The organism is Chelatococcus asaccharovorans, assembly GCF_003201475.1.
GTDB classification, from domain to species: Bacteria; Pseudomonadota; Alphaproteobacteria; order Rhizobiales; family Beijerinckiaceae; genus Chelatococcus; species Chelatococcus asaccharovorans.
The window spans coordinates 1-18,884 of the sequence record NZ_QJJK01000003.1 but is presented as its reverse complement, the minus strand read 5'-3'; the positions used below and the strand labels follow the sequence as shown (position 1 = coordinate 18,884).

General features: G+C 62.3%; 16 protein-coding genes and 1 pseudogene. 13 read left to right on the top strand and 4 right to left on the bottom strand.

The annotated features are described in order from the left end of the window. Position 1: 1 nt before the first annotated feature. From C7450_RS07475 to C7450_RS07430, 10 genes are all read left to right on the top strand, one after another. The gene (locus tag C7450_RS07475) at positions 2-2,800 is read left to right on the top strand and encodes a transglycosylase SLT domain-containing protein (protein WP_146227281.1); all 2,799 of its coding nucleotides are present in this window, start codon (positions 2-4) and stop codon (positions 2,798-2,800) included. Further along, positions 2,797-5,094 carry a hypothetical protein gene (locus tag C7450_RS07470; protein ID WP_110373814.1) on the top strand — a complete coding sequence of 766 codons (2,298 nt, stop codon included), beginning with the start codon at positions 2,797-2,799 and terminating at the stop codon, positions 5,092-5,094. The genes C7450_RS07475 and C7450_RS07470 overlap by 4 nt, the downstream gene beginning before the upstream one ends. Further along, positions 5,091-7,688, top strand: a complete 2,598-nt coding sequence (locus C7450_RS07465) for a hypothetical protein (protein WP_110373813.1) — start codon at positions 5,091-5,093, stop codon at positions 7,686-7,688. The genes C7450_RS07470 and C7450_RS07465 overlap by 4 nt, the downstream gene beginning before the upstream one ends. Position 7,689: 1 nt before the next feature. Then, positions 7,690-8,457, top strand: a complete 768-nt coding sequence (locus C7450_RS07460) for a hypothetical protein (protein ID WP_110373812.1) — start codon at positions 7,690-7,692, stop codon at positions 8,455-8,457. Further along, on the top strand, positions 8,454-9,542 hold the full coding sequence (locus tag C7450_RS07455) for a hyaluronate lyase N-terminal domain-containing protein (RefSeq protein WP_110373811.1): 1,089 nt from the start codon (positions 8,454-8,456) through the stop codon (positions 9,540-9,542). The genes C7450_RS07460 and C7450_RS07455 overlap by 4 nt, the downstream gene beginning before the upstream one ends. An 8-nt stretch (positions 9,543-9,550) precedes the next feature. After that, the gene (locus C7450_RS07450) at positions 9,551-9,802 is read left to right on the top strand and encodes a hypothetical protein (protein ID WP_110373810.1); all 252 of its coding nucleotides are present in this window, start codon (positions 9,551-9,553) and stop codon (positions 9,800-9,802) included. 231 nt (positions 9,803-10,033) lie between these two features. Continuing rightward, entirely contained in the window at positions 10,034-10,783 is a 750-nt protein-coding gene (locus tag C7450_RS07445) for a glycoside hydrolase family 19 protein (RefSeq protein WP_245449527.1), read from the top strand. Beyond that, a complete protein-coding gene (locus C7450_RS07440) occupies positions 10,780-11,025 on the top strand; it encodes a hypothetical protein (protein WP_110373808.1) in 246 nt (81 codons plus the stop codon). The genes C7450_RS07445 and C7450_RS07440 overlap by 4 nt, the downstream gene beginning before the upstream one ends. Positions 11,026-11,168: 143 nt before the next feature. Beyond that, positions 11,169-11,498 (top strand): hypothetical protein, encoded by a 330-nt coding sequence (locus C7450_RS07435; RefSeq protein ID WP_110373807.1) that lies wholly within the window; start codon positions 11,169-11,171, stop codon positions 11,496-11,498. A gap of 118 nt (positions 11,499-11,616) precedes the next feature. Next, positions 11,617-13,422 (top strand): ATP-binding protein, encoded by a 1,806-nt coding sequence (locus C7450_RS07430; RefSeq protein WP_110373806.1) that lies wholly within the window; start codon positions 11,617-11,619, stop codon positions 13,420-13,422. A 43-nt stretch (positions 13,423-13,465) separates the two neighbouring features. Here C7450_RS07430 and C7450_RS07425 read toward each other — a convergent pair whose 3' ends face one another. Next, positions 13,466-14,194 (bottom strand): SOS response-associated peptidase, encoded by a 729-nt coding sequence (locus tag C7450_RS07425; RefSeq protein WP_110373805.1) that lies wholly within the window; start codon positions 14,192-14,194, stop codon positions 13,466-13,468. A gap of 153 nt (positions 14,195-14,347) precedes the next feature. Between C7450_RS07425 and C7450_RS07420 the strand changes: the two genes are divergently transcribed. After that, a complete protein-coding gene (locus C7450_RS07420) occupies positions 14,348-14,545 on the top strand; it encodes a hypothetical protein (RefSeq protein WP_110373804.1) in 198 nt (65 codons plus the stop codon). Beyond that, positions 14,542-14,853: a hypothetical protein gene (locus C7450_RS07415; RefSeq protein WP_110373803.1), complete on the top strand. Its 312-nt coding sequence runs from the start codon at positions 14,542-14,544 to the stop codon at positions 14,851-14,853. The genes C7450_RS07420 and C7450_RS07415 overlap by 4 nt, the downstream gene beginning before the upstream one ends. A 479-nt stretch (positions 14,854-15,332) precedes the next feature. On the opposite strand, the gene C7450_RS07410 is transcribed toward C7450_RS07415, so the two are convergent. The 3 genes from C7450_RS07410 to C7450_RS07400 form a co-directional block, all read right to left on the bottom strand. Continuing rightward, the gene (locus C7450_RS07410) at positions 15,333-16,631 is read right to left on the bottom strand and encodes a DUF4214 domain-containing protein (RefSeq protein ID WP_170147130.1); all 1,299 of its coding nucleotides are present in this window, start codon (positions 16,629-16,631) and stop codon (positions 15,333-15,335) included. 249 nt (positions 16,632-16,880) lie between these two features. Further along, entirely contained in the window at positions 16,881-17,540 is a 660-nt protein-coding gene (locus tag C7450_RS07405) for a DUF1345 domain-containing protein (RefSeq protein WP_110373801.1), read from the bottom strand. 84 nt (positions 17,541-17,624) lie between these two features. Next, entirely contained in the window at positions 17,625-18,173 is a 549-nt protein-coding gene (locus C7450_RS07400; protein ID WP_110373800.1) for a hypothetical protein, read from the bottom strand. Between the two features lie 265 nt (positions 18,174-18,438). On the opposite strand from C7450_RS07400, the pseudogene C7450_RS07395 reads away from it, so the two are divergent. Next, positions 18,439-18,884 (top strand): annotated as a pseudogene (locus C7450_RS07395) (serine peptidase); the annotation flags it as partial.

Genomic DNA, 18,884 nt, shown 5'->3' with positions numbered 1-18,884 from the left:
TATGGCCGGCGCGCCCCTCATCATTTCGCGGCAGACGCTCGGCACCGGCATTCAGGGGCCACAGCTGTCGAGCGGCCAACGCAGCTATCAGGCCGCTCTATCCGGCGCACAGACGGAAGCGCAGGCGGCCGAATTCGAAACGCGCGCCGTTGCCGGCGGCATGGCGCAACAGGGCCAGGCCGAGGCCCGTTTTGGCCAACAGGTCGCGGGTGGCGTGACTAACCTCGCCCTGATGGTGGCGGAAGCGCAGCGCAAGACAACCCTCAGTCAGCGCAAGGCGCAGTGGCTCGAAAGCACGGCGGCGGCCCAGGCCGATTTCGACGCCGACCCGGATTGGCAGGCCGCGCCCGAACGTCTGCGCGCGCGGCAAGAACAGATCGACGCCAGCCTTTATGAAGGCCTCGGGGAGATGGACGCGCAGGAATTGCGCCTCGACACCATGCGCCCGCGTATCTCGCTCAATCGCCATGCGACGCAACGCACGGTCGCGAAGACACAGGACGCCTGGCGCGCCTCGCTTGCCAGCCAGACGACAACGCTGTTGACCCATGCGGCTTCAGCGAGCAGCCCGACCGAGCGTGCTGGTGTCATCGCCGATCATGACAAAATCCTCCGCGATGGCATTGCTGCGGGCATGCTCGGCGCCGCTGATGCGCAGCAGCAAAAACAGGCTTTCGCCGGTCAGGTCGACAACACGGACATCATCCGCGGCATTCGCGAACGCCCGCGTGAGACGCTGGCCATGTTGAGCGATCTGAACAATTTTCGCTCACTGACGCCGGTCCAGCGGGAAAGCTTCAAGGCGCAGGCCGGGACTTCGGTTGACGAGCAAACGGCTCTCCAAGCCCATGATCTGGTCAAGCGCGATCCCACGGCGGCCGCCGCCACCTATGGCCGCAATCTCTCGCCGACCGTGACGGCGGCCATTTTCGATCGCGCCATCATTCCGCAGGAAAGCGGCGGCGACGCCACTGCGGTCAGTAACCGCGGCGCCTATGGCATCGCCCAGGTCATGCCCGGCACGGCCCGCATGATGGCACCCAGCATCGGCCGCAAGGATCTCGTCGCCCTGTCCGATGGCCAGCTCAAGGCGCAGCTGCTCGCCGACCCCACCCTCAATCGTCAACTGGGGCTCGCGTATTTCCAGCAGAACGTGAAGAGCTTCGGCAATCTGGCCGCGGCGATCGCCGCGTACCACGCCGGCGCCGGCGGCGCCGTCAAGGAAGCGCATGACAAGGCGCTCGCACAGCACGGCGAAAACTACACGCCGGCCCAGCTTATCAGCCTGTTGCCGGATAACCTGACGGATGGGACCAAGAAGACGAAGGAATATGTCGCGGACGCCTTCGCCCGCCTCGGCGCTGATATGACACGCGGCGGCGTCTCGACCAATGCCAGCTATCGCATCGCCAGCCTGGTCGATAGTGGCCTTGCCGCGCAGGATGCGGCCAGCAAACGCGATTTGCATGATCTCGTGACCGCAACGGGTGATGAGCGCAATGCCGTTATTGCGTCTTTTCAGGCTGGCTACGCCACCGACCCGATGGGGGTGCTCGCCATCAAGCAACCCCTGATCGCCGCGGCGGCAACCGGTGATGCCAATGCGGCCAACGAGCTGCGCCGTTTCGAGGCGATCGAGCAGAACGCGCCGCTCGTGCGCCAGGCCTATCAGATGCCGCCGGCCCTGCTTGAGGCTGGCGTCGCGGAACTCCGCGCCAAAGCCGCGACCGGCGGCGCCGATGCCACGGAACAGCGCAGGCTTGCCGTCTTCGAGAGTGTCGCCACCGAAGTCGCGCGGCTCGCCAAGGCCGATCCCGTCCAGCTCGAGGAACGCGCCGGCCGGGCGCCGGCAACCCTTGTCGCGCCGCCGCAGGACGGCCGCGATCCCGTCTTTTCACAGCAGCTTGCGACACGCGCCGCCATCGCCGCACAAGCCGCCTCGCGCTATGGCAGCGAGCTCCAGGTGCTCAGGCCGCAGGAGCAAGCGGCCTTCCGCCCATGGTTTGCTAGCCAGTCCCCCCAAGGGAAGGTCGATGCCCTGAATGCGGCGGCACGGGCCATGCCGGAGCCTGCCTATCGCGCATTCGTCAATCAGGTCGCCGGCGATGACAGCCTCAGCGCCACCGCCGGCTGGCTCGGCCGCCGCGATCCCGGATTGGCCGCGGATATCCTGAAGGGTGCCAGCTATCTGCAACAGCCCGGCATCAAGGAAAAGCTGTCGGACGTGCGCAAGGCCATCGCGGAGGCACTGCCCGGCAATGTCTATCCGCCGGCGGTGGCTGGCGACATGATCGAGGCGGCAATAGCCGTTTATGCCAAGGACAAGGCGGGCGGCGCCACCTTCGATGCCGAGGATGGCGCGGGACTGACGCGGGCGCTCGAACGCGTCGCCGGCCATCTGGTCAAGGTCAATGGTGCGTATGTCCCGGTACCGGTCGGCACGGCCGACTGGCTCGTGCAAGACGGCATGCGGCGCCTGAATGCCGAAACCCTCGATCGATTTGGCGGCGCAATCGCCGCCGATGGCTCGCCCTTCGATCCCGCCTTCATCGGCCGTCATGCGCAGTTGCGGACGATCGAGCCCGGCGGCGGGCGCTATGAGGTCTTCATTCCCCTCGGCGGTGGCCGTATGGCGCCCGTCCGCAACCGCGTCGGGGAAACGCTGACGATCAATCTCGATGGTCTCATTCATGGCTCGCGGCTGGATCAGGCCGATACGCCCAACGCTGCACGACGTCGCGCCCGTGCGCGGCTTGGCGAGGACCTTGACGCCTTACGCGGGGAAGGTACGTCACCATGACCTGGGAAGCGGCCTTCACGGCACAATCGTCTGAACTCGCGGCGGCTCCAGCCGCGCGCCAGCCCGCCACGCTCGGCGAGATCTGGCGCAATGAGTGGGACGCCGCCGGCCTCGGCACGAGCTTCGGTGTCGGGCGCCCGCTCACCGACGCCTATGGCCAACTTGTCGATCGCCTGACCTCAGCCCTCGATGGCGAGCCGCTAGGAGTGGCAGCTGCTAAACGTGGCAAGGATCTCGTCGGCGGCTTCGATCGCACGATCGACGTTCTGAAGGATATTGCCAGCGGCCTGCCGGATCAGAAGTTCAGGCAAGTCGAGCCCTTTCTCGATGTACGCCGCAAAGCCGCCCAGGCGGCAGCTGCGAGTGAGGCCAAGGCCGCGGACAGCCGGGAATGGGCTTATGGTCTGAGCGGTCATGCGGTTGCCTTCGCCGCTAATGTGGCGCGCCAGGCTGTCGATCCGGTCAATCTCGCAACGCTTCCGCTCGGCGCGGCGCGCGGCGCCTCGATCCTGCGCATGCTCAGCACCGAGTTCGCGGTTGGGGCTGCCACCCAGGCGGTGCAAGAGCCCTATATCCAAACCATGCGGGGCGAGCTTGGGCTGTCGTCCGGTATAGAGGACGGGCTGGTGAACGTCCTCGAAGCGGGCATCGGCGCCGCTGCCCTGTCCGGCCTCCTGCGCGGTGGCGCGGCGATCTATCGGCACCTGCGTGATACCGGACGCGCCGCGCCCCTTGAGGCCTCGGGCCTATCGCCCGATGACCTTGACGCCGCGGCGGCCCACGCCGCTCGCGATGAACTGTTTCAGAGCCTCGCGGTATCGCCCGATCATGCCGGGCGCCGCGTCGACGGCGATCATATCGACAGCGCAGCCGCCGCCCTTGAGAGCGGCCGCGTACTCACCGATGCGCTTGAAGTGCCGCGGGTCATGATCGAGGAGGCCCCCGCCACTGCCGACGTAGCCGGCGCGCCGGCAGCTCCGCCGCTCGATCGCATCGCCCAGAACCGCGCGGCGCTAGCGGATCTCGATACGCGCATCACCGTCTTGGAGGCGGAAGCCGCCACGCCGCTCGGCGCCGGCGATGCCAGCTTGCGCTTCGAACTCGATTCTCTCCATGCGCTTCGTGGCGATCGGCAAAGCATTCTCGACGGGCTTGAACGTCAAGGGCGTGATGTCCCACCGGTATCTCGCGAGCCGATTGATAGTGCCGGCGGCGACCGGGCTGCCGGTGCGGAAAGCATTGTCCCTGTGACTGAGCCCGACCGCGTGGCGAGCATCGCCGCGCGCCGCAACGACCCGACCCGGCGGCAGACCAACCGGCCACGCCGCCCGCTTTCCCTGACACAGTTCATTGCCAAGAATGGCGGCCTCGCGCTGGACGGCGATGCGCGTGGCGGCGATTTCCAAAAACTCTTCATTCCCGGCGGCGGGCCTTTGGCACGCAAGAGCGGGCTTTCTATCGACGGCTATTGGCGGGAAGCCCTGATTGAGGCCGGCTATCTGCCGGCCGATGCCGACGGCGGCATGGCCCGCGACATTACCAGAGAGCTGTTCGACCTCATCGAAAAGGAACGCGCCGGCCAAAAGACCTACGCCGCGCGCGATCGGGATGCGGTCGCGGAGCTCGACGCGGCCAGGCTCGACACCTGGTCGCAAGAGGTCGAGGCCTCGGCACAGACCATTCGCCGGGAGGCTGAAGCGCTTGGACTTGGCGAAATCGACAGCGGCACACTCTATGATGCCGCCGAACTTTTAGCCCGCGGCGATGAGCCGGACTGGGATCATGCGCTTGAACGCGCGTATCTAACGCGCGAGCTCGATGCTCCGACTGGTCCGGATACGGCGGCGGTTGTATATAAAGATGATCTGCCCGGCTGGGAGAACGACCATGCGGTTCAGCGCCGAACAACATCAGAAGATGGCGGACCTCCTGACAGAGAGGGCCGAGGCCGAGACGCGCCCGGATCACAAGCAAAAGCTCTTAGAGCGAGCGGGGACAGCGCGGGCCTTGGCGAAACTCGCCGCCCTGAAAGCGGCCAAAGCCAAAGAGACCCAGGCGGACAAGACCCAAGCAGCCTAGGGCCGACCCGCCTTCCCAACGATCCGGTCATTCTGGAGCGCGCCGCCCGGCGCGCGGATGCCGAGCGCGCGCTTGAAGCCGTCGGCGGCGATTACGAGGTGCTGCTCGACGACGGGCGGCGCGCCTCCGCCCGCGACCTCCTGGACGATCTCAATATCGAAGACGCCGCGGCCGATAACGTCCTCGACTGCATCTTGCGAGGGCCGGCGCCATGAGCGTCAAATTCTGCCTGCGCGCCAAGATCAAGGTCGGCCGCGTCGATGAGAACGCAGGCCGGCAAATCCTCGCCTGGATCGAGGCGACCGAGGCCGAATATAGAACCCGTATGACGGCCGCCGAAGCCGCCCGCGCCGCCGCGATCGACGTGGCGGACGCGGCCAAGAAGGACGTGGCCCGCCGTGAAGACTTGTTGCTGCGCTCGATCGAAGCGCAGCTCAACGTCTTGAACACGGTTGCGAGCTATCGCACGGCGATCGAAGGCCTGCGGGCAACACCTGGTGATTTCGGTTTTGGCAACAAGGCGCCCTTGCGGCTCGCCGGCGAAAACGTCTCGCCGCTCGGCGCTGCCGTGCTCTCCCTGTTGACGCGTGATCCCCATGAGATCGCCACCGGGGTCAATGTGCATTATCTCGCCCGCGATATCCGCGGCCGCGCCCATGCGCGATTTGCCGAGGCGATCGAGACCTTGCGTCCCAAGGCCCTCGGGCTGAAAGCTGAGACCCTACGGGAAACGGAAGCCCTGCGCGCCCTGTTCGGTGAAACCGACGTGTCGCCGGAAGCCCGCCGGGCGGCCGAGGCATTCGCCGGTGTGGCCGAGGATCTGCGCCAGCAGTTCAACGCCGCCGGCGGCAACATTCCCTTGCGCAAGAATTGGCGGCTTCCCCAGCATCACGACGCCGACAAGGTGGCGGCGACCACGCGCGAAAGCTGGATCGCCTATATCAGGCCGCTGCTCGACCGGGCCGATATGCTCGATTTCGCCAGCGGCAAGCCCCTGTCTGATGCCAAGCTCGATGCGCTCCTTGACCAGGTCTATGGCGCTATAGTCTCGCGCGGTGCCTCTGGTCCCCCGACCATGGGCGTGACCGGCCGGCCAATGCTGGCGAACTCTCGGGCAGAAGCGCGCGTGTTGTCCTTCAAGGATGCGGCCTCCTGGTCCGCCTACCGCGAGGCCTATGGCGTGGCCGATGGTGTCTATGAAACCATGATCCGCCACATCGCGGATATGGCGGATGATATCGCGCAACTGCGCGTGCTTGGGCCAAACCCGAACGGCCTCAAGCATTATATCGATAGCCTCTTCGATCGCGAGATTGCGGCCTTGGCCGGCAAGGCCACGCCCGATGATCCGCAAGCCGCGGCGGCGGCGGTGAAGGATATCCGCAAGGCGGCCTCACGCCTGAAAGCAGAGAAGAAGGCCACCACCCATCTCTGGGAGGAAGTCACCGGACAGGCGCGCGCACCGGTGAATATAGAATGGGCGCGGCATATGGGCGACATGCGCGGCTGGCTCGTCGGCACACAGATGGGCTCGGCCATCATCTCGTCCCTGACCGATGTGCCGCTCATGGCCCAAATTGCCCGGTTCAACGGCCTGCCGGTGATGAATGTCATCCGCAATGCCACGACCATGATGGCGGAGCCCGGCGCGGAAATTCGCGCCGCCCATGCCGGCCTCATCGCCGACAGCCTGGCGCAGACGGCACGCGAGAATGATCGCTTCATGGGGGAAACGATCCGCTCTGGCGCCGTCGCCAAGATGGCCGGCGCAGTCATTCGTGCGTCGGGCCTGCGTCGCTGGACGGCGACCCTGCGCAATGCCTTCGGCATGGAATTCATGGCCCATGCAGCACGCCTGGCGGAGCGCCCCTTGGGCGAAATCGAGCCGCGCTTTCGCGAGGCGATGGCCCGCCATGGCATCGGCGCGGCCGAATGGGATCTAATCCGGGCTGCCGAACAATGGGAGCCGCGCGCCGGCGCCACCTTCATCCGGCCGCTCGACGTGGCCCGCCTCGGCACGCCAGAAGCACGGGCCGCGAGCGAGCGCTATGCCCAGCTCATCAATACCGAAATGGATTATGCCGTCATTGAGAGCGACCCAGCCACACGGGCGATGCTCTATGGCGGCGCACCGGCCGGCACCGTCAAGGGAGAGGTCGCGCGTGCGGTTGGGATGTACAAGGCCTTTCCCATCACCTTCGTGACGCTGCATTTCGCCCGCGCCTTTGCGCGCGGTTGGGACGGTTCGCGCCTCGGCCATGCCGCCGCGACCCTGACGGCCATGTGGGGCTTCGGCATCCTCGCCATGCAGGCCAAGCAGATCGCGCAGGGCCGTGACGCCTATTCGCTCGATCCGACCGATAGCAACGGTCTGCGCGCCTGGGGTGCTGGCCTCCTGCAATCGGGCGGCCTCGGCATCTTCGGCGATATGCTGTCCCAGGACAAAACCCGCTATGGCAATTCCTGGGTCACGACGCTCGCCGGCCCGCAATTCGCGGCGGTCGAAAGCGTGCTGGGGACGTGGCTATCCGCCAATATCGGCCGCTCGATCAAGGGCGAGGAGACACATTTCTTCGGCGATGCGCTCTATACCGCGGCGCGCCTCATGCCCGGTTCCTCCCTCTGGTATGGGCGGCTCGCCTTTCAACGCGCCGTCGTCGATCAGCTCGCACGCATGAGCGATGACCGCGCTGCGGATCGCTTCGCGCGTATGGAGCGCGAAGCAGCCAAGAGCTGGGGCCAAAAGTTCTGGTGGCGGCCTGGCGTGAGCACGCCCGATCGCGCGCCCGCCATCCTCGGGGAGCCCTGACATGACGGTCAGCACGGAAATCGCCTATCGCGAATTGCCTTGGAGCGGCGTCGAAACCGTCTTCGCCCTCGGCTTTCCCGCAGACAAGCCGGCCGATGTGCACGTGCGCTTTCGTGCACCTGACGGCACGGTGACCCAGCTCGCCGCCGGCGTGAACTTCACGGTGATGCTGGCGAGCACCAGCAAGCTGGTGACGGTGACGCCGATCGCCCTGCCGCCTGCGACCGGGATCCTCGTCTTCGAGCGGCGCACGCCGGCGATCGTGTCCGAGGTGCTGCTCGACGGCCAGCAATTCCCGGCGTCGGTGCACCAGGCCCTGCACGATCGCGCCGCCATGCGCGATGCGGAAATGCGCAGCGCCACCGATCGCGTTGCCGAGCGGCTCGACAGCGTCGAGCCGACGCTCGCGGAGCTGGCTGCCTTCATGGAGGTTGTGCTCCCGGAGGTCACCGCCCTGCATGACGAAACCGAGGGCTATGCCGCCTCGGTTCGGATCGATGCCGACCGCGCCGCTGTCTCCGAGGCGGTTGCTATCGGCGCGGAAGAACAATCGGCCACGCACGCCGCCGCTGCCGCAGCCTCCGCTGCCCTAGCTGTGCCGGCGGCCGCCGCCGCCGATGCCAGCGAGCTGGCGAGCAAGACCCACCGCGATGAAGCGGAGAGCTTCGCGATCGCGGCCGCCAGCCATGCCGCGGCACTGGCGCAGCCCGACTACGGCTTTGTGACCGACGTCGCCACCGACAGCCGCGATTATGGGAGCCTCCTATGAGCATTGCCGTCCAGCGCCGCCGGGGAACAGCGGCCGAACATGCCAGCTTCGTCGGCTTCCCGGGTGAACTTACCATCGTCACCGACGATTGGTCGCTCCGTATTCATGACGGGCTGACGCCAGGCGGCCATTCCTATGGCGCCTCATCAGGCTTGCAGCCCTTCCAGAACCTCGCCGATCTCACCGATGCCGACACCGCTCTTTTGAACCTCGGCGGCAGCGCGATTGGTCGCAACCTGTTCAAGGCTGGGAACGATGAAGCCGCGCGTGACCTGCTCGGACTGAAGACGATGGCGCTCGAACAGGCGAGCGACTTCTACACCAAGACCTCCATCGACAATCTCGATGGCAAGAAGCTGCGCGTCGATGCCGAACAGTCCTTCAGCAGCGAGGAAAAAGAGCGCGGCCTTGCCAATCTCGGCGCCTCGGCCCTCGGCGCGGCGGTGTTGCAGGCCGACGATGCCGATGCGGTGCTTGACGAACTCGGCGCAACGACAACGGGCAAGGCGCTCGTCGCGGCTGAAGACCCGGGGAGCGCTCGCGCCCTGCTGGAGCTCGGCAGCATGGCAGTGGAGGCTTCCGCAAGCTACATGCCCAAGGCCGGCGGCACCTTCACCGGCCCTGTCACCTTTCCCGGCTCGGCCGGCATTGATGCGTCAGGCCGCATACTCGCTCCCGCGCAACCCGCCTTCGCCGCTTTGAACCAGGCGAACACGGGAGTGGGCAACGGCACCATCAACGGCTTCCCCTTTGCAACCGTCCACCTGAATGTTGGCAATCACTATAACCCGGCGAATTCACGGTTCACGGCGCCGATCGCTGGAATATATCAGTTCACGGCATCTATTGGGATAAGCGGAAACTCCGCAACCGTGAATGCTGGATCGCTTTCCATCGGCATCAGGAAGAACGGAACGAATATAATAACCGTTGCTTCGTCGGGAACGTACTTCATCCATAAGATTGAATCGATAATAACCTACCTCAATCAGAATGATTACGTCGACGTTTCATTCACGATGGACGCACTTGCGGGCACTGTCTTTTGCCGCAATGGCTCCTTCACCGGCCATCTCATAGGATGATGTCACCCATGCAGTGCACCGTTAATCTCACCGAGGCCGAGGCCAAGGCTCTTTCGGCCGTTGCCCTCGATCCCGCCGCCTGGATCATCAATGCAGCCAAGGAACGCGCGCGCCTCGCGATCGATGCGATCGCCGCCCAGGAGATCGACCGGCGGCTTGCCTCTGGGGAGGCGATCGCCGGCAGCAAGGAAGACATCGTGCTCGCCGCTTTCGCCGGCGGGTATGTGATCGCGCTCGCCGATCAGGACAACATTGTGTAACGCGCCGGCCTAGCGGCTCCCCCTGTTTGCGTCATCTGCCGCGCTCAGCCGTGAACCTCCCCAAGGCGGCTGCGTCCTGCCGCCTTCCTGTTCTCATTCGCAGGTGACGCTATGTCTTTTAATCGCACGACATTTTTCAATTATGTTCGCAAGGCTCCTTTGGGCGGGCGACTCAGTCAACAGCAGGTCGAGGGCCTGACGGCCTTGCTCGATAGCTGCGCCGAAGAGGCTGTGACCGACCTTCGGCACATCGCCTGCATTCAGGCCAATGTGTTTCATGAGACGGGGGGGCGCATGGTGCCCGTGCGCGAGACTTTCGCGTCGAGCGACCGGGAGGCCATCGCTAATCTCGATCGCGCCTGGAAGGCGGGCAAGCTTGGCAGCGTCGCAAAGCCTTACTGGCGTGAGGGCTGGTTTGGTCGTGGCCCGCTTCAAATCACGCACCGCGAGAACTATGAGAAGGTCGGCCGGGCGCTCGGGCTCGATCTCGTCGCCGCGCCGCATCTCCTGCTCGATATCAAGATCGGCGCCCGCAGCGCCGTCGTCGGCATGAAGCTCGGCCTGTTCGCGGCCGACAAGAAAGGCCCGCAAACACTCGATCGGTATTTCGCCGCGAATGTCGTCACCGATCCCGTCGCCTCCCGCGCCATCGTCAACGGCCGGGACAAGGCAAAGCTCGTCGCGACTTATTATGAGGCGTTCCTCGCGGCGCTCAAGGCGGCCGCTGCCGACCAGCCGCAGCCCGCAGACGTGCGCGCCGAGGCGGCCTTGCCGGACGATGTGAAGCCAGTCGACAGCGGCCTCATCCAGGCGGCCGGCGGCCTGTTTGGCTCCGGCGTGCTCGGCCTGTCCTTCCTCGGCAATATCGACAACGGCTTTGCACTCGGCGCCTTCGCGCTCCTTGTCGCCGCGGCCGGCGCGGTGGCCTGGGCGCTGATGACCGGGCGGCTGACGATCAACCGCAGGGCAGGCGCGGCATGATCGCCCTCGTCCTCAAACACTGGCGCCTGGCGAGCGCCGCCGGCGCCGTGCTGCTCCTGCTCGGCTGCCTCGCTCTCTACCGCGAGAGCCTTTTGCGCGACGGCGGGCGCCGCGCTCTCGACCAGGTGGAGATGAAGAATGCGGCGGCCAAGGACGCGGCGCAACGGGCGCAACGCGGTGTTGATGATTGCTATGACGCTGGCGGGCTGTGGTCCACGATTACCGGCCAGTGCAGCCGGTGAATGCGCCGTGTTCGAGGCGCCCGGCTTTGCCGTGCAGGGCCAGCGTCCGAAAGACCGTCGATGGATCGACGGCCAGATTGAGCGCGGCATCGCATCCTGTAGCTGGAAGCGTCCCACTTCGGACTGACAACCGGGAGGCCGGCATGTCTGATCTCGGCGGCTGGGAGCATGTCTTCGGCATCAAGAGCGTCCATCTCTGCGCCGGCTTTGCTGGTGGCATCGTGCGCGCGCTGATCAATTCGCACTACACCTTGGCTGCCCGCATCAGCGCGGCCGTGGTCGGCGGCCTGACGGCCGGCTACGGCACCCCGCCGGCGGCGCAGATTGTGCGCCGCTGGCTCGACCTGTGGGGCTATCCGATCGGGGAGCTCGAAGGCTCAGTTGGCTTCCTGCTCGGCCTCGTCGGCATGACCGTCTGCGAGGCCGTGATGCGATGGGCGCGGCGTTGGCGAGATGGGTTACCCGAACGCTGACAAATTTAACGGAAGTAATCTCATTTTCCCCAAGGAGGACCTCGCGCAGCTAAGACTTGCGAATCTCAGAGCATTTGATCCAAATATAACATTTGGGTCGCCTTCTATGGGGGATTGAATGCCAGCTGATTCTACGCCATTCAGTATATACATGCAGCCCAGATCCCCTGGGGGAAAATACAAATCAATCTCGGCATTTACTTGGGAGAATATCCCTCCACTTAGTATCATAACAGGTCGAAATGGCTCAGGAAAAACCCAGCTTCTTAACCTAATTAGTCATCATTTAACAAAAACGATACCAAATGACCTGAATCAGCATGAAGTTATTCCTCTCGAAATTACAACGACGGGCCCCGAATATAGCCCAGACGAAGTGGGATTTATTGGCAGCGACGGGTGGACACCAAGCAACAGCTATTCATCTGTCAGCGAAATGCCCAATATGAGCCGATATGTTTTGCAGTTTGCGAAGAATATCGCCTCATACAGGAGCGATCCGACCAATACGTCAAAGGCTTACATGGTTCGTAAGCTGTTAAAAAATATAGACATTAGCAGCGCTTCCGACGAACAATTATTCGATTTGCTTCCCGATGATTTTCGACACACCATTGCGGGTGTCGACGTAGTGAACGGGATGGCAAGTGTTTTTCTTGCTTATCATTACAAGGCAGTGGAAGCAAGAGAGCGAAACACTCCAGGACTTGACATTGATGGCAATGATATTGGACGTGCGCCTTGGGACTTCGTAAATGAGGCTCTCAAAGCTGCTGATTTTTCGTACAGAATTACTCCGCCACATGGAATGTATATCGGCAAGACATACCAGCTGGAATTTGTCGATCAATTAACTAATAATTCTGTTGGAGCCATTGATCTTTCATCCGGAGAGCAGGTCATATTACGACTTCTTTTATGGACTTTCAGCTCAACAAAAGAAGATATTTTCCCCAAGATACTTTTGCTTGACGAGCCGGACGCACATTTGCATCCGTCAATGACGTCACAATTCCTTAACGTGATCACAGAAGTATTCATCAAAAAGTACGGAGTGCGAGTAATTATGACTACGCACTCGCCGTCTACGGTTGCTCTGGCGCCGGAAGGATCTGTTTTCCAGATGGAACGCGGCGCGAATCAATTGATTCGCGTTTCAAGCCACGACGATATCATACCAGTTCTTACTTCGGGGCTTATAACAGTTAGTCGTGCAAGCAAGTTCTGCTTCGTCGAAGATAATGGTGATGTCGATTTTTATAACCTGATCCGCGACCTTTTGACTGACTACGGCCCAAGTAAGGATCCTATGTGCTTACGAACAACTCCGTCGTTTGTGTTTATTTCTGCTTCGGCCGGGAAAGGAAGTGATAAGGTTTCGGGCGGCTGCACCGTAGTGAGAAATTGGGTTGAAAAATTTGAAGGCTCCCCGCTCCGGACGACATTTTTTGGCGTTACGGACAAGGATGTCAATAACCCCGAATCTTTACGCGTCAAAATTTTGACTAGATATAGTATAGAGAATTATCTTCTCGATCCAGTTAATATATTTAGCTTGCTTCTTGATGGTGGTAGGGCACCAGAAGTTGAAGATATAGCAATATCCCCTGGTGATGACCATCTTCTTAGAGCAATGAATAACGCGCAGCTTCAGGCTATTAGTAATACTGTAACATCTTTGATGGGAACTAGTTTTCCCGGGGAAGCTGCGAACCAGCTTGTCGAGGTTGAATACACAAGGGGGCAGAAAATCCAGGTGCCTCATTGGGTTGTTAATCATCAGGGGCACAGCCTGCTGAGCATAGCTCAGGGTGCATTCGGGCAACAGGTCGTAACGCCTCCGAAACTTTTAGCGGCAATGCGACGGGTAAGGCTTATCCCGATCGAGCTAGCGAACATGCTTGCTGCAATTCAGAGCCTGTGACCAACAGAGGCATCCTGCGATCCAAAAACATACCATCCTCCCGTCAGAGAGATGGAAGAGCACCGTCGTTCTTGACGCCTCGGGCCACGATCTGGAGCGAGCCATCCGGCAACGGGCGCTGTAGGTCTTTGGCCTCGCTCCACGGCGCGCGCATCCAGATATCGCGCTCCTCCTCGGTGGTGAGGATGACCGGCATCGCCTTCGGATGGATCGCGCCCACTTCCGCATTCGGGTCCGTGGTCAGGAACGCATAGAGATCTGCAACCTCCATCCCGGTCTTGACCTTGCGCACGCTTGGCCAGCGATCCGTCCAGATCCCGGCGAAGAAGGCGAGCGGCCTGCTATCATCGAAGGCGAACCAGATGTCGCCGCCGGCCGCCTTGTTGAACTCGCTGAATGAGGTGAAGGGCACCAGGCAGCGGTTGTCCGGCCCAAGCCAGCGCTGCCAGTGCTTGCTGTCGGTGTTGCGGACGTTGGTGGTGCCGCTGTCCGGCTCCATCTTCAAGATCTCCTTGAAGTCGACTGCCTGGCCCTTGGCCTCGAGCTTCTCGGCACGCCGCTTGGCGGCCTGCATCAAAGCGAACTGCGAGGTTGGCATCCCCCATCGGGCCATGGCCAGCGCCCGCCCGTTCGGCCCGTGGCGAACGATCGGCGCGGAATAGTCGGGGAAGACGCCCGGCATCCGTTGCAGGTTGCCCGTGTAGTCCTCAAAGGCCTTGGCCAGTTCGCGGATGGCCTGCTGGCCCTTGGTCATGGAGTAAAGATTGCACACCGCTTCCTCCGTTCATCGTCCCAGCTTTGCACGGTCCTTTTTCCACAGGCAAGCGGGCGGGAGTGCCACGCAGCGTGTCGAATGGCACCGAATGAGCGTCTATTTGTTCTTTTTTTGTTCTCATTTTGAGCCGCCGGGATACAATGGCCGGCCATGAGCCACCTGGACACCGACAAGGCCGTGGAAGCGATCGCGGCAGCCTATCTGGAAGAGGAGCGCGACGCCCTGGCGGCACTGGAGGCTGTCGTCCGTGACGCCCTGGCGGATCTGACCGAGCGTGAGCGGCGGATTGGGGAGGCGGCACGCTTTGTCTCGCGCGGCTATATCCGCGGCCGGGAGATCGAGCGGTGATTGTCGCGCACAAGCTGTCGGACTTCCCATGGGTTTGGGTGCGCATCGGCTGCGACGCATGCAACCGCTCCGGGAAATATCGCCTGGCCCGCCTCGCGGAGCGCTTCGGCGCCGAGATCCCGCTCGACGACCTCGTGAGGGAGCTGTCGCTCGATTGCCCGCGGCGCCGCATGGGTACGATGAAGCGCAGCCGCTACAATGGCGAGCCGTGTTTCGCCTGCCTCATCGATCTCTACAAGCCGCCTGGGCCGCCTGACATTCCGCCGGCCATGGTGCAATTGCGTCTCGTGGCGGGTGGGAAAGGATAAAAAAACGAGTGGCGGAAATCGCCACTCGCAGATTGCGCATAGATGTGCAAAGAGTGCACGGCGGAAAATACAACCGACCTTCTATAAGTTATTGGAATTGAACACATTATCGCTCCCTGGGGGACTAGGGGTCGTGGGTTCAAATCCCGCCGCTCCGACCATTAAAATAATTGATTTCCAATAACTTACCATATCGGCGCAAAAAGAACATTGAGTGAACAACTGGCGACCTGACGACCCCAGTGGCGACCAATCGTCCAGCGTCGGTCTTGGCACAGTATGCTGGATCCTCGACACGGATCGATTCGTGTAGGGTGTCATCTAGGCGCGCATAGCCCCTCAAGTATCCTGATGTCCGCGCGGTCGGAAATCGCCACGTCCCCGCACCTCTTCGGTGAGAGCGTGATCCCGGCGAGTTGCCACCCCTCCCCGGCTTGCTTGAACTGTACCGCAGGTCAGGGGCACCGTATTGAAGAATATCAGGCTAGGTGGCTATCCAGCCAAATGCCGTTCGATATGGTTCCGATTGTATTGGCCTTGTTCTCAGGGCTTTCGGAAAAACTTATCAGCAGGTCTTCCCTCGTCAGCCCGTCGTCCATCGCCCCGGTCCAAAAGAGATACCCGGATTCGTCCGGCTGACGGTCAAGAACATTCTCATAAATCAGCCGGATATAGTCGCGGCTTGTAGAGTTCTCGCCATAGCGGCCGTTAAACTCGGGAGATGAGATGAATGAATGCGCCAGGTCTTTCAGGCTGATCCCCCCGTCCATAGCACCCGTCCAAAAGGTCAGGCCCGCGGTGTCCGGAGCGCGGCCGAACGCCGCCACGTATATCCGATAAGACTGGCCGGCACTGCCATCGAGATCCAGCGCGAGTGTTTTGTCCGTGAACACGATGCGCTCGGCATCGATGATGTCAGCGTTGTAAGACGCGCTCAAATTACTAACTGAAAGCTCACCTGCATCGTAGGAGAATGTATATCCTGAGCTTTCTGTGTTGAAGCTGACACTATCGAAACCCGCTCCCGCCTTGAGGGTTTGACCAGACTGTGGCGCGGTAAGACTATCGGAGTTACGCGTCCCGATGCCGAGGTCGGCCAAAATTGCGAGAACAAGGTCGCTTATGGGATAAGCTGTCGCGGCCTTGAAGATCACCCCGTTCATCAGGTCATCCACCAGATCCGCGCCCGGCTTTGGCGCCGGGTTTCCGAGATGAAACATGTTCCCATAAGTCAGAGGCACAGGTCCTCCATAGACCTTTGCAGCATTGACGCCCTCGAAATACGGAAATCCGTCCTTCATCAGGATATGCATGTCGAAGGGTGTCTGATAGGCCCCCGGCAGAATGCCGGTCGTGTGGTCGCGCCAGCCAACAAAGCCGATTCCGTGCCCGAGCTCATGGAGAAAAGCGGAAACCGCGCTAACTCTATCCGGAACGGAATTATTTCCAAAATAAACAGAATTCAGGAGATAGTCGATATCGGCCTGAATGACTATATCGTGCTCCGTCCCTAAATCGATCCCGGTTCTCAGTTCGTATGAGGCCGCGCCCTCCAAGACCCTCATCCCATCGATTGTGCCGACAGGAACCATCAAAGCCGGCCTACCCTGAAGCCTGCCGCTTGTGGTCTGGTCCAATATTTCAAATCTGACGTTGAAATTGACGTTCGCTGCCAATGCGGGCGACCATACTTCAAAAGCCGTCGCAAAATCCGCCCGAATGAGGTCTATCAGATCTTGCTTTGCTCCAGCCTTGTTGAGCACGTCTACCGTCGCCATGATCATATCTCCTCCGCACCGAGCCGCCCTTGGCTTCAATGGGCTCAAACAGAGCGGATCTCACAAAGTAACAATACATCAGACGCTTAGCTGAAAATCCCATGCATCTGAGGCAGGCCGCTCGGACCTCGATGGCCGCCTTGCACCGTCAGCCATCACGCGCCGCCATCCGCACAGGTCCGCTCCACGCCGGTCGCCCGGGCTGGGGCGCGATTCCATGTCATCCCGGATCGACGCCTTTTCCTACCCTCAGATCACCCCTGCGGCAATATTCACGCCCATGGCGAGGATCGCTGTGTTGAACAGGAAGGAGAGAACCGTATGGCACAGAACGATGCGCCGGATACGGCGGGATTCGATGACGACGTCCGATGTCTGTGCCGCCGCCCCGAGATTCGCGGCGAAATACATGAAATCCCAGTAGTCCGGCTGGAAATCGCCGTTCTTGGCGGAGGAGGGAAAGCGGATGCCCGGATGCTGCTTTTCACGCGCGTAGTATTCATGCGCGTAATGCAGCGCGAAGCTGACATGGACGATCAGCCACGAGATCAGGATCGTCACCGTCGCCAGTGCGATATGCAGATTGCGCATCGTCGGCGCGAAGTTGTTGACATTGCTGAATTCCACCACGATCGCCACGAGGCTCATCACGCTGGCGATGATGGTGAACATCAGGATGGCAAGGGCGCCGTCATCCTCCACGGCCGCACGACGGCGCATCACGGAGATATCCGCGATGACGGCCATCCGGGCGACCAGGACGAGATAGACGAGCGCGCCGCAGTCCCACGCGATGAGAAGCCGCGACGACGTGGCGAGGTCCCGCGGAAGAGCAATGGCCAGACCGATGACGATTGCGAGGAAAATGATGATGCGCGGGCGCGCCCGGAGGCTGTTGATGATGGACATGCGTCGATGACCCGGTTGGGAACGGCGCGGGATCCCCTCGCCAGGAAAGCTTCAGCAGGCTTCAGGCGCGGAAGGGCGTCCCGTTCAGCCGCGCAGCCGATACCAGATGACAGCACCTGCGAGCGCAAGGACGACGATGAGGATCAGGGTCAGGATGAGGGCGGACTGGTCGAGCCAGGCGACCGTCGGCACAGCAAGGCCCATGACGATCCCGTTGGCGCACATCCGCCAGGAGCCGATGTGAACGCCCGCGACGAAGGTGCTCAACGCCAGGATCAGAAGGATGATCAAGCCGGTCGAGTCGATATTGGCGATGGCCTGCACGCTCGGCAGAAAGACGAGATACATGGCGAGCAGAAATGCGCCCCAATGGAGCACCTGTCTCCAGATCAGCCGCCACCGCCGGCTGGTATCACGCGCCTCGGGCCATCCGACCACGATACAGATGATCGCGATAACGATCGCCATGAGCTGCCAGTACAGCGCGATCGGCTGACGGGTCAGGCTGACGTAGCCGACACCGCAGGCGGTCATGATCAGGATGACGAGATAGGGCATCTCCCGCATCCAGAAATCCGAATGGCGTGGCGCGGCCGCCGGCGTGGCGTTTCCGAAATTGTCGAGGTCGGCCATCTCTACTCCCTGCCCGTCCGGTGATGCATCACCCCCGTCGTTCCCGGTCTAGATCATTGCGCGATGCAGTGCCACAGCAATCCCTATCGTCCGACGCGACGTTATAAGGCTCCGCTCAACCTTACGAAGAATTCATGGGTTTGAGAGGGTGCTGTAAGGGGCGGCTTGTCATTGTCGGTTGCGAAGAGGGGCGCGATGTCCGCGTCCTGCGCCGGGGAGCCCGGGGGGATTGGGCTTCCTGGCGAGCGTGACTGGAAAGACGATGATGATGGACAAGAATTCGCAGACCCCTGCCTCGCCGCGCACGAACCGTCGCAAGTCGCTGCTGCTGGGTGCGGTGGCGCTGGCGGCTCTGGGCACGGCGGGTGTGCTGCAGGGGATGGTGGCCCCGCCCTATGGCCCGGCCTATGCCCAGCAGATCGCGCCGGCCCCGGCGGTGACGGTGCCCGGCCAGGCCTCGTTTGCCGATCTCGTCGACCGGGTGAAGCCGGCGGTGGTCTCGGTGCAGGTCAAGGTGGCGATCGATAACGTCCGCAACGACAGCGGCATGCAGCAGTTCGGCGGCCAGCAGGGTGACGAGCAATTCGGCGGTCCCGGCATGGGTCCTGGCATGGGTGGTCCCGGCAACCCCTTCGAGCAGTTCTTCCGCCGCTTCGGTGGCGAGGGCGGGCCGCAGGGCGGCCGTGGCGCGCAGCCGCGCCGCTTCGGCGA

Excerpts from the sequence above, each read along its gene's own strand:
- C7450_RS07475 (WP_146227281.1), top strand. The coding sequence starts at position 2 with ATGGCCGGCGCGCCCCTCATCATTTCGCGGCAGACGCTCGGCACCGGC.
- C7450_RS07470 (WP_110373814.1), top strand. The coding sequence starts at position 2,797 with ATGACCTGGGAAGCGGCCTTCACGGCACAATCGTCTGAACTCGCGGCG.
- C7450_RS07465 (WP_110373813.1), top strand. The coding sequence starts at position 5,091 with ATGAGCGTCAAATTCTGCCTGCGCGCCAAGATCAAGGTCGGCCGCGTC.
- C7450_RS07460 (WP_110373812.1), top strand. The coding sequence starts at position 7,690 with ATGACGGTCAGCACGGAAATCGCCTATCGCGAATTGCCTTGGAGCGGC.
- C7450_RS07455 (WP_110373811.1), top strand. The coding sequence starts at position 8,454 with ATGAGCATTGCCGTCCAGCGCCGCCGGGGAACAGCGGCCGAACATGCC.
- C7450_RS07450 (WP_110373810.1), top strand. The coding sequence starts at position 9,551 with ATGCAGTGCACCGTTAATCTCACCGAGGCCGAGGCCAAGGCTCTTTCG.
- C7450_RS07440 (WP_110373808.1), top strand. The coding sequence starts at position 10,780 with ATGATCGCCCTCGTCCTCAAACACTGGCGCCTGGCGAGCGCCGCCGGC.
- C7450_RS07435 (WP_110373807.1), top strand. The coding sequence starts at position 11,169 with ATGTCTGATCTCGGCGGCTGGGAGCATGTCTTCGGCATCAAGAGCGTC.
- C7450_RS07430 (WP_110373806.1), top strand. The coding sequence starts at position 11,617 with ATGCCAGCTGATTCTACGCCATTCAGTATATACATGCAGCCCAGATCC.
- C7450_RS07420 (WP_110373804.1), top strand. The coding sequence starts at position 14,348 with ATGAGCCACCTGGACACCGACAAGGCCGTGGAAGCGATCGCGGCAGCC.
- C7450_RS07410 (WP_170147130.1), bottom strand. The coding sequence starts at position 16,631 with ATGGCGACGGTAGACGTGCTCAACAAGGCTGGAGCAAAGCAAGATCTG.
- C7450_RS07405 (WP_110373801.1), bottom strand. The coding sequence starts at position 17,540 with ATGTCCATCATCAACAGCCTCCGGGCGCGCCCGCGCATCATCATTTTC.
- C7450_RS07400 (WP_110373800.1), bottom strand. The coding sequence starts at position 18,173 with ATGGCCGACCTCGACAATTTCGGAAACGCCACGCCGGCGGCCGCGCCA.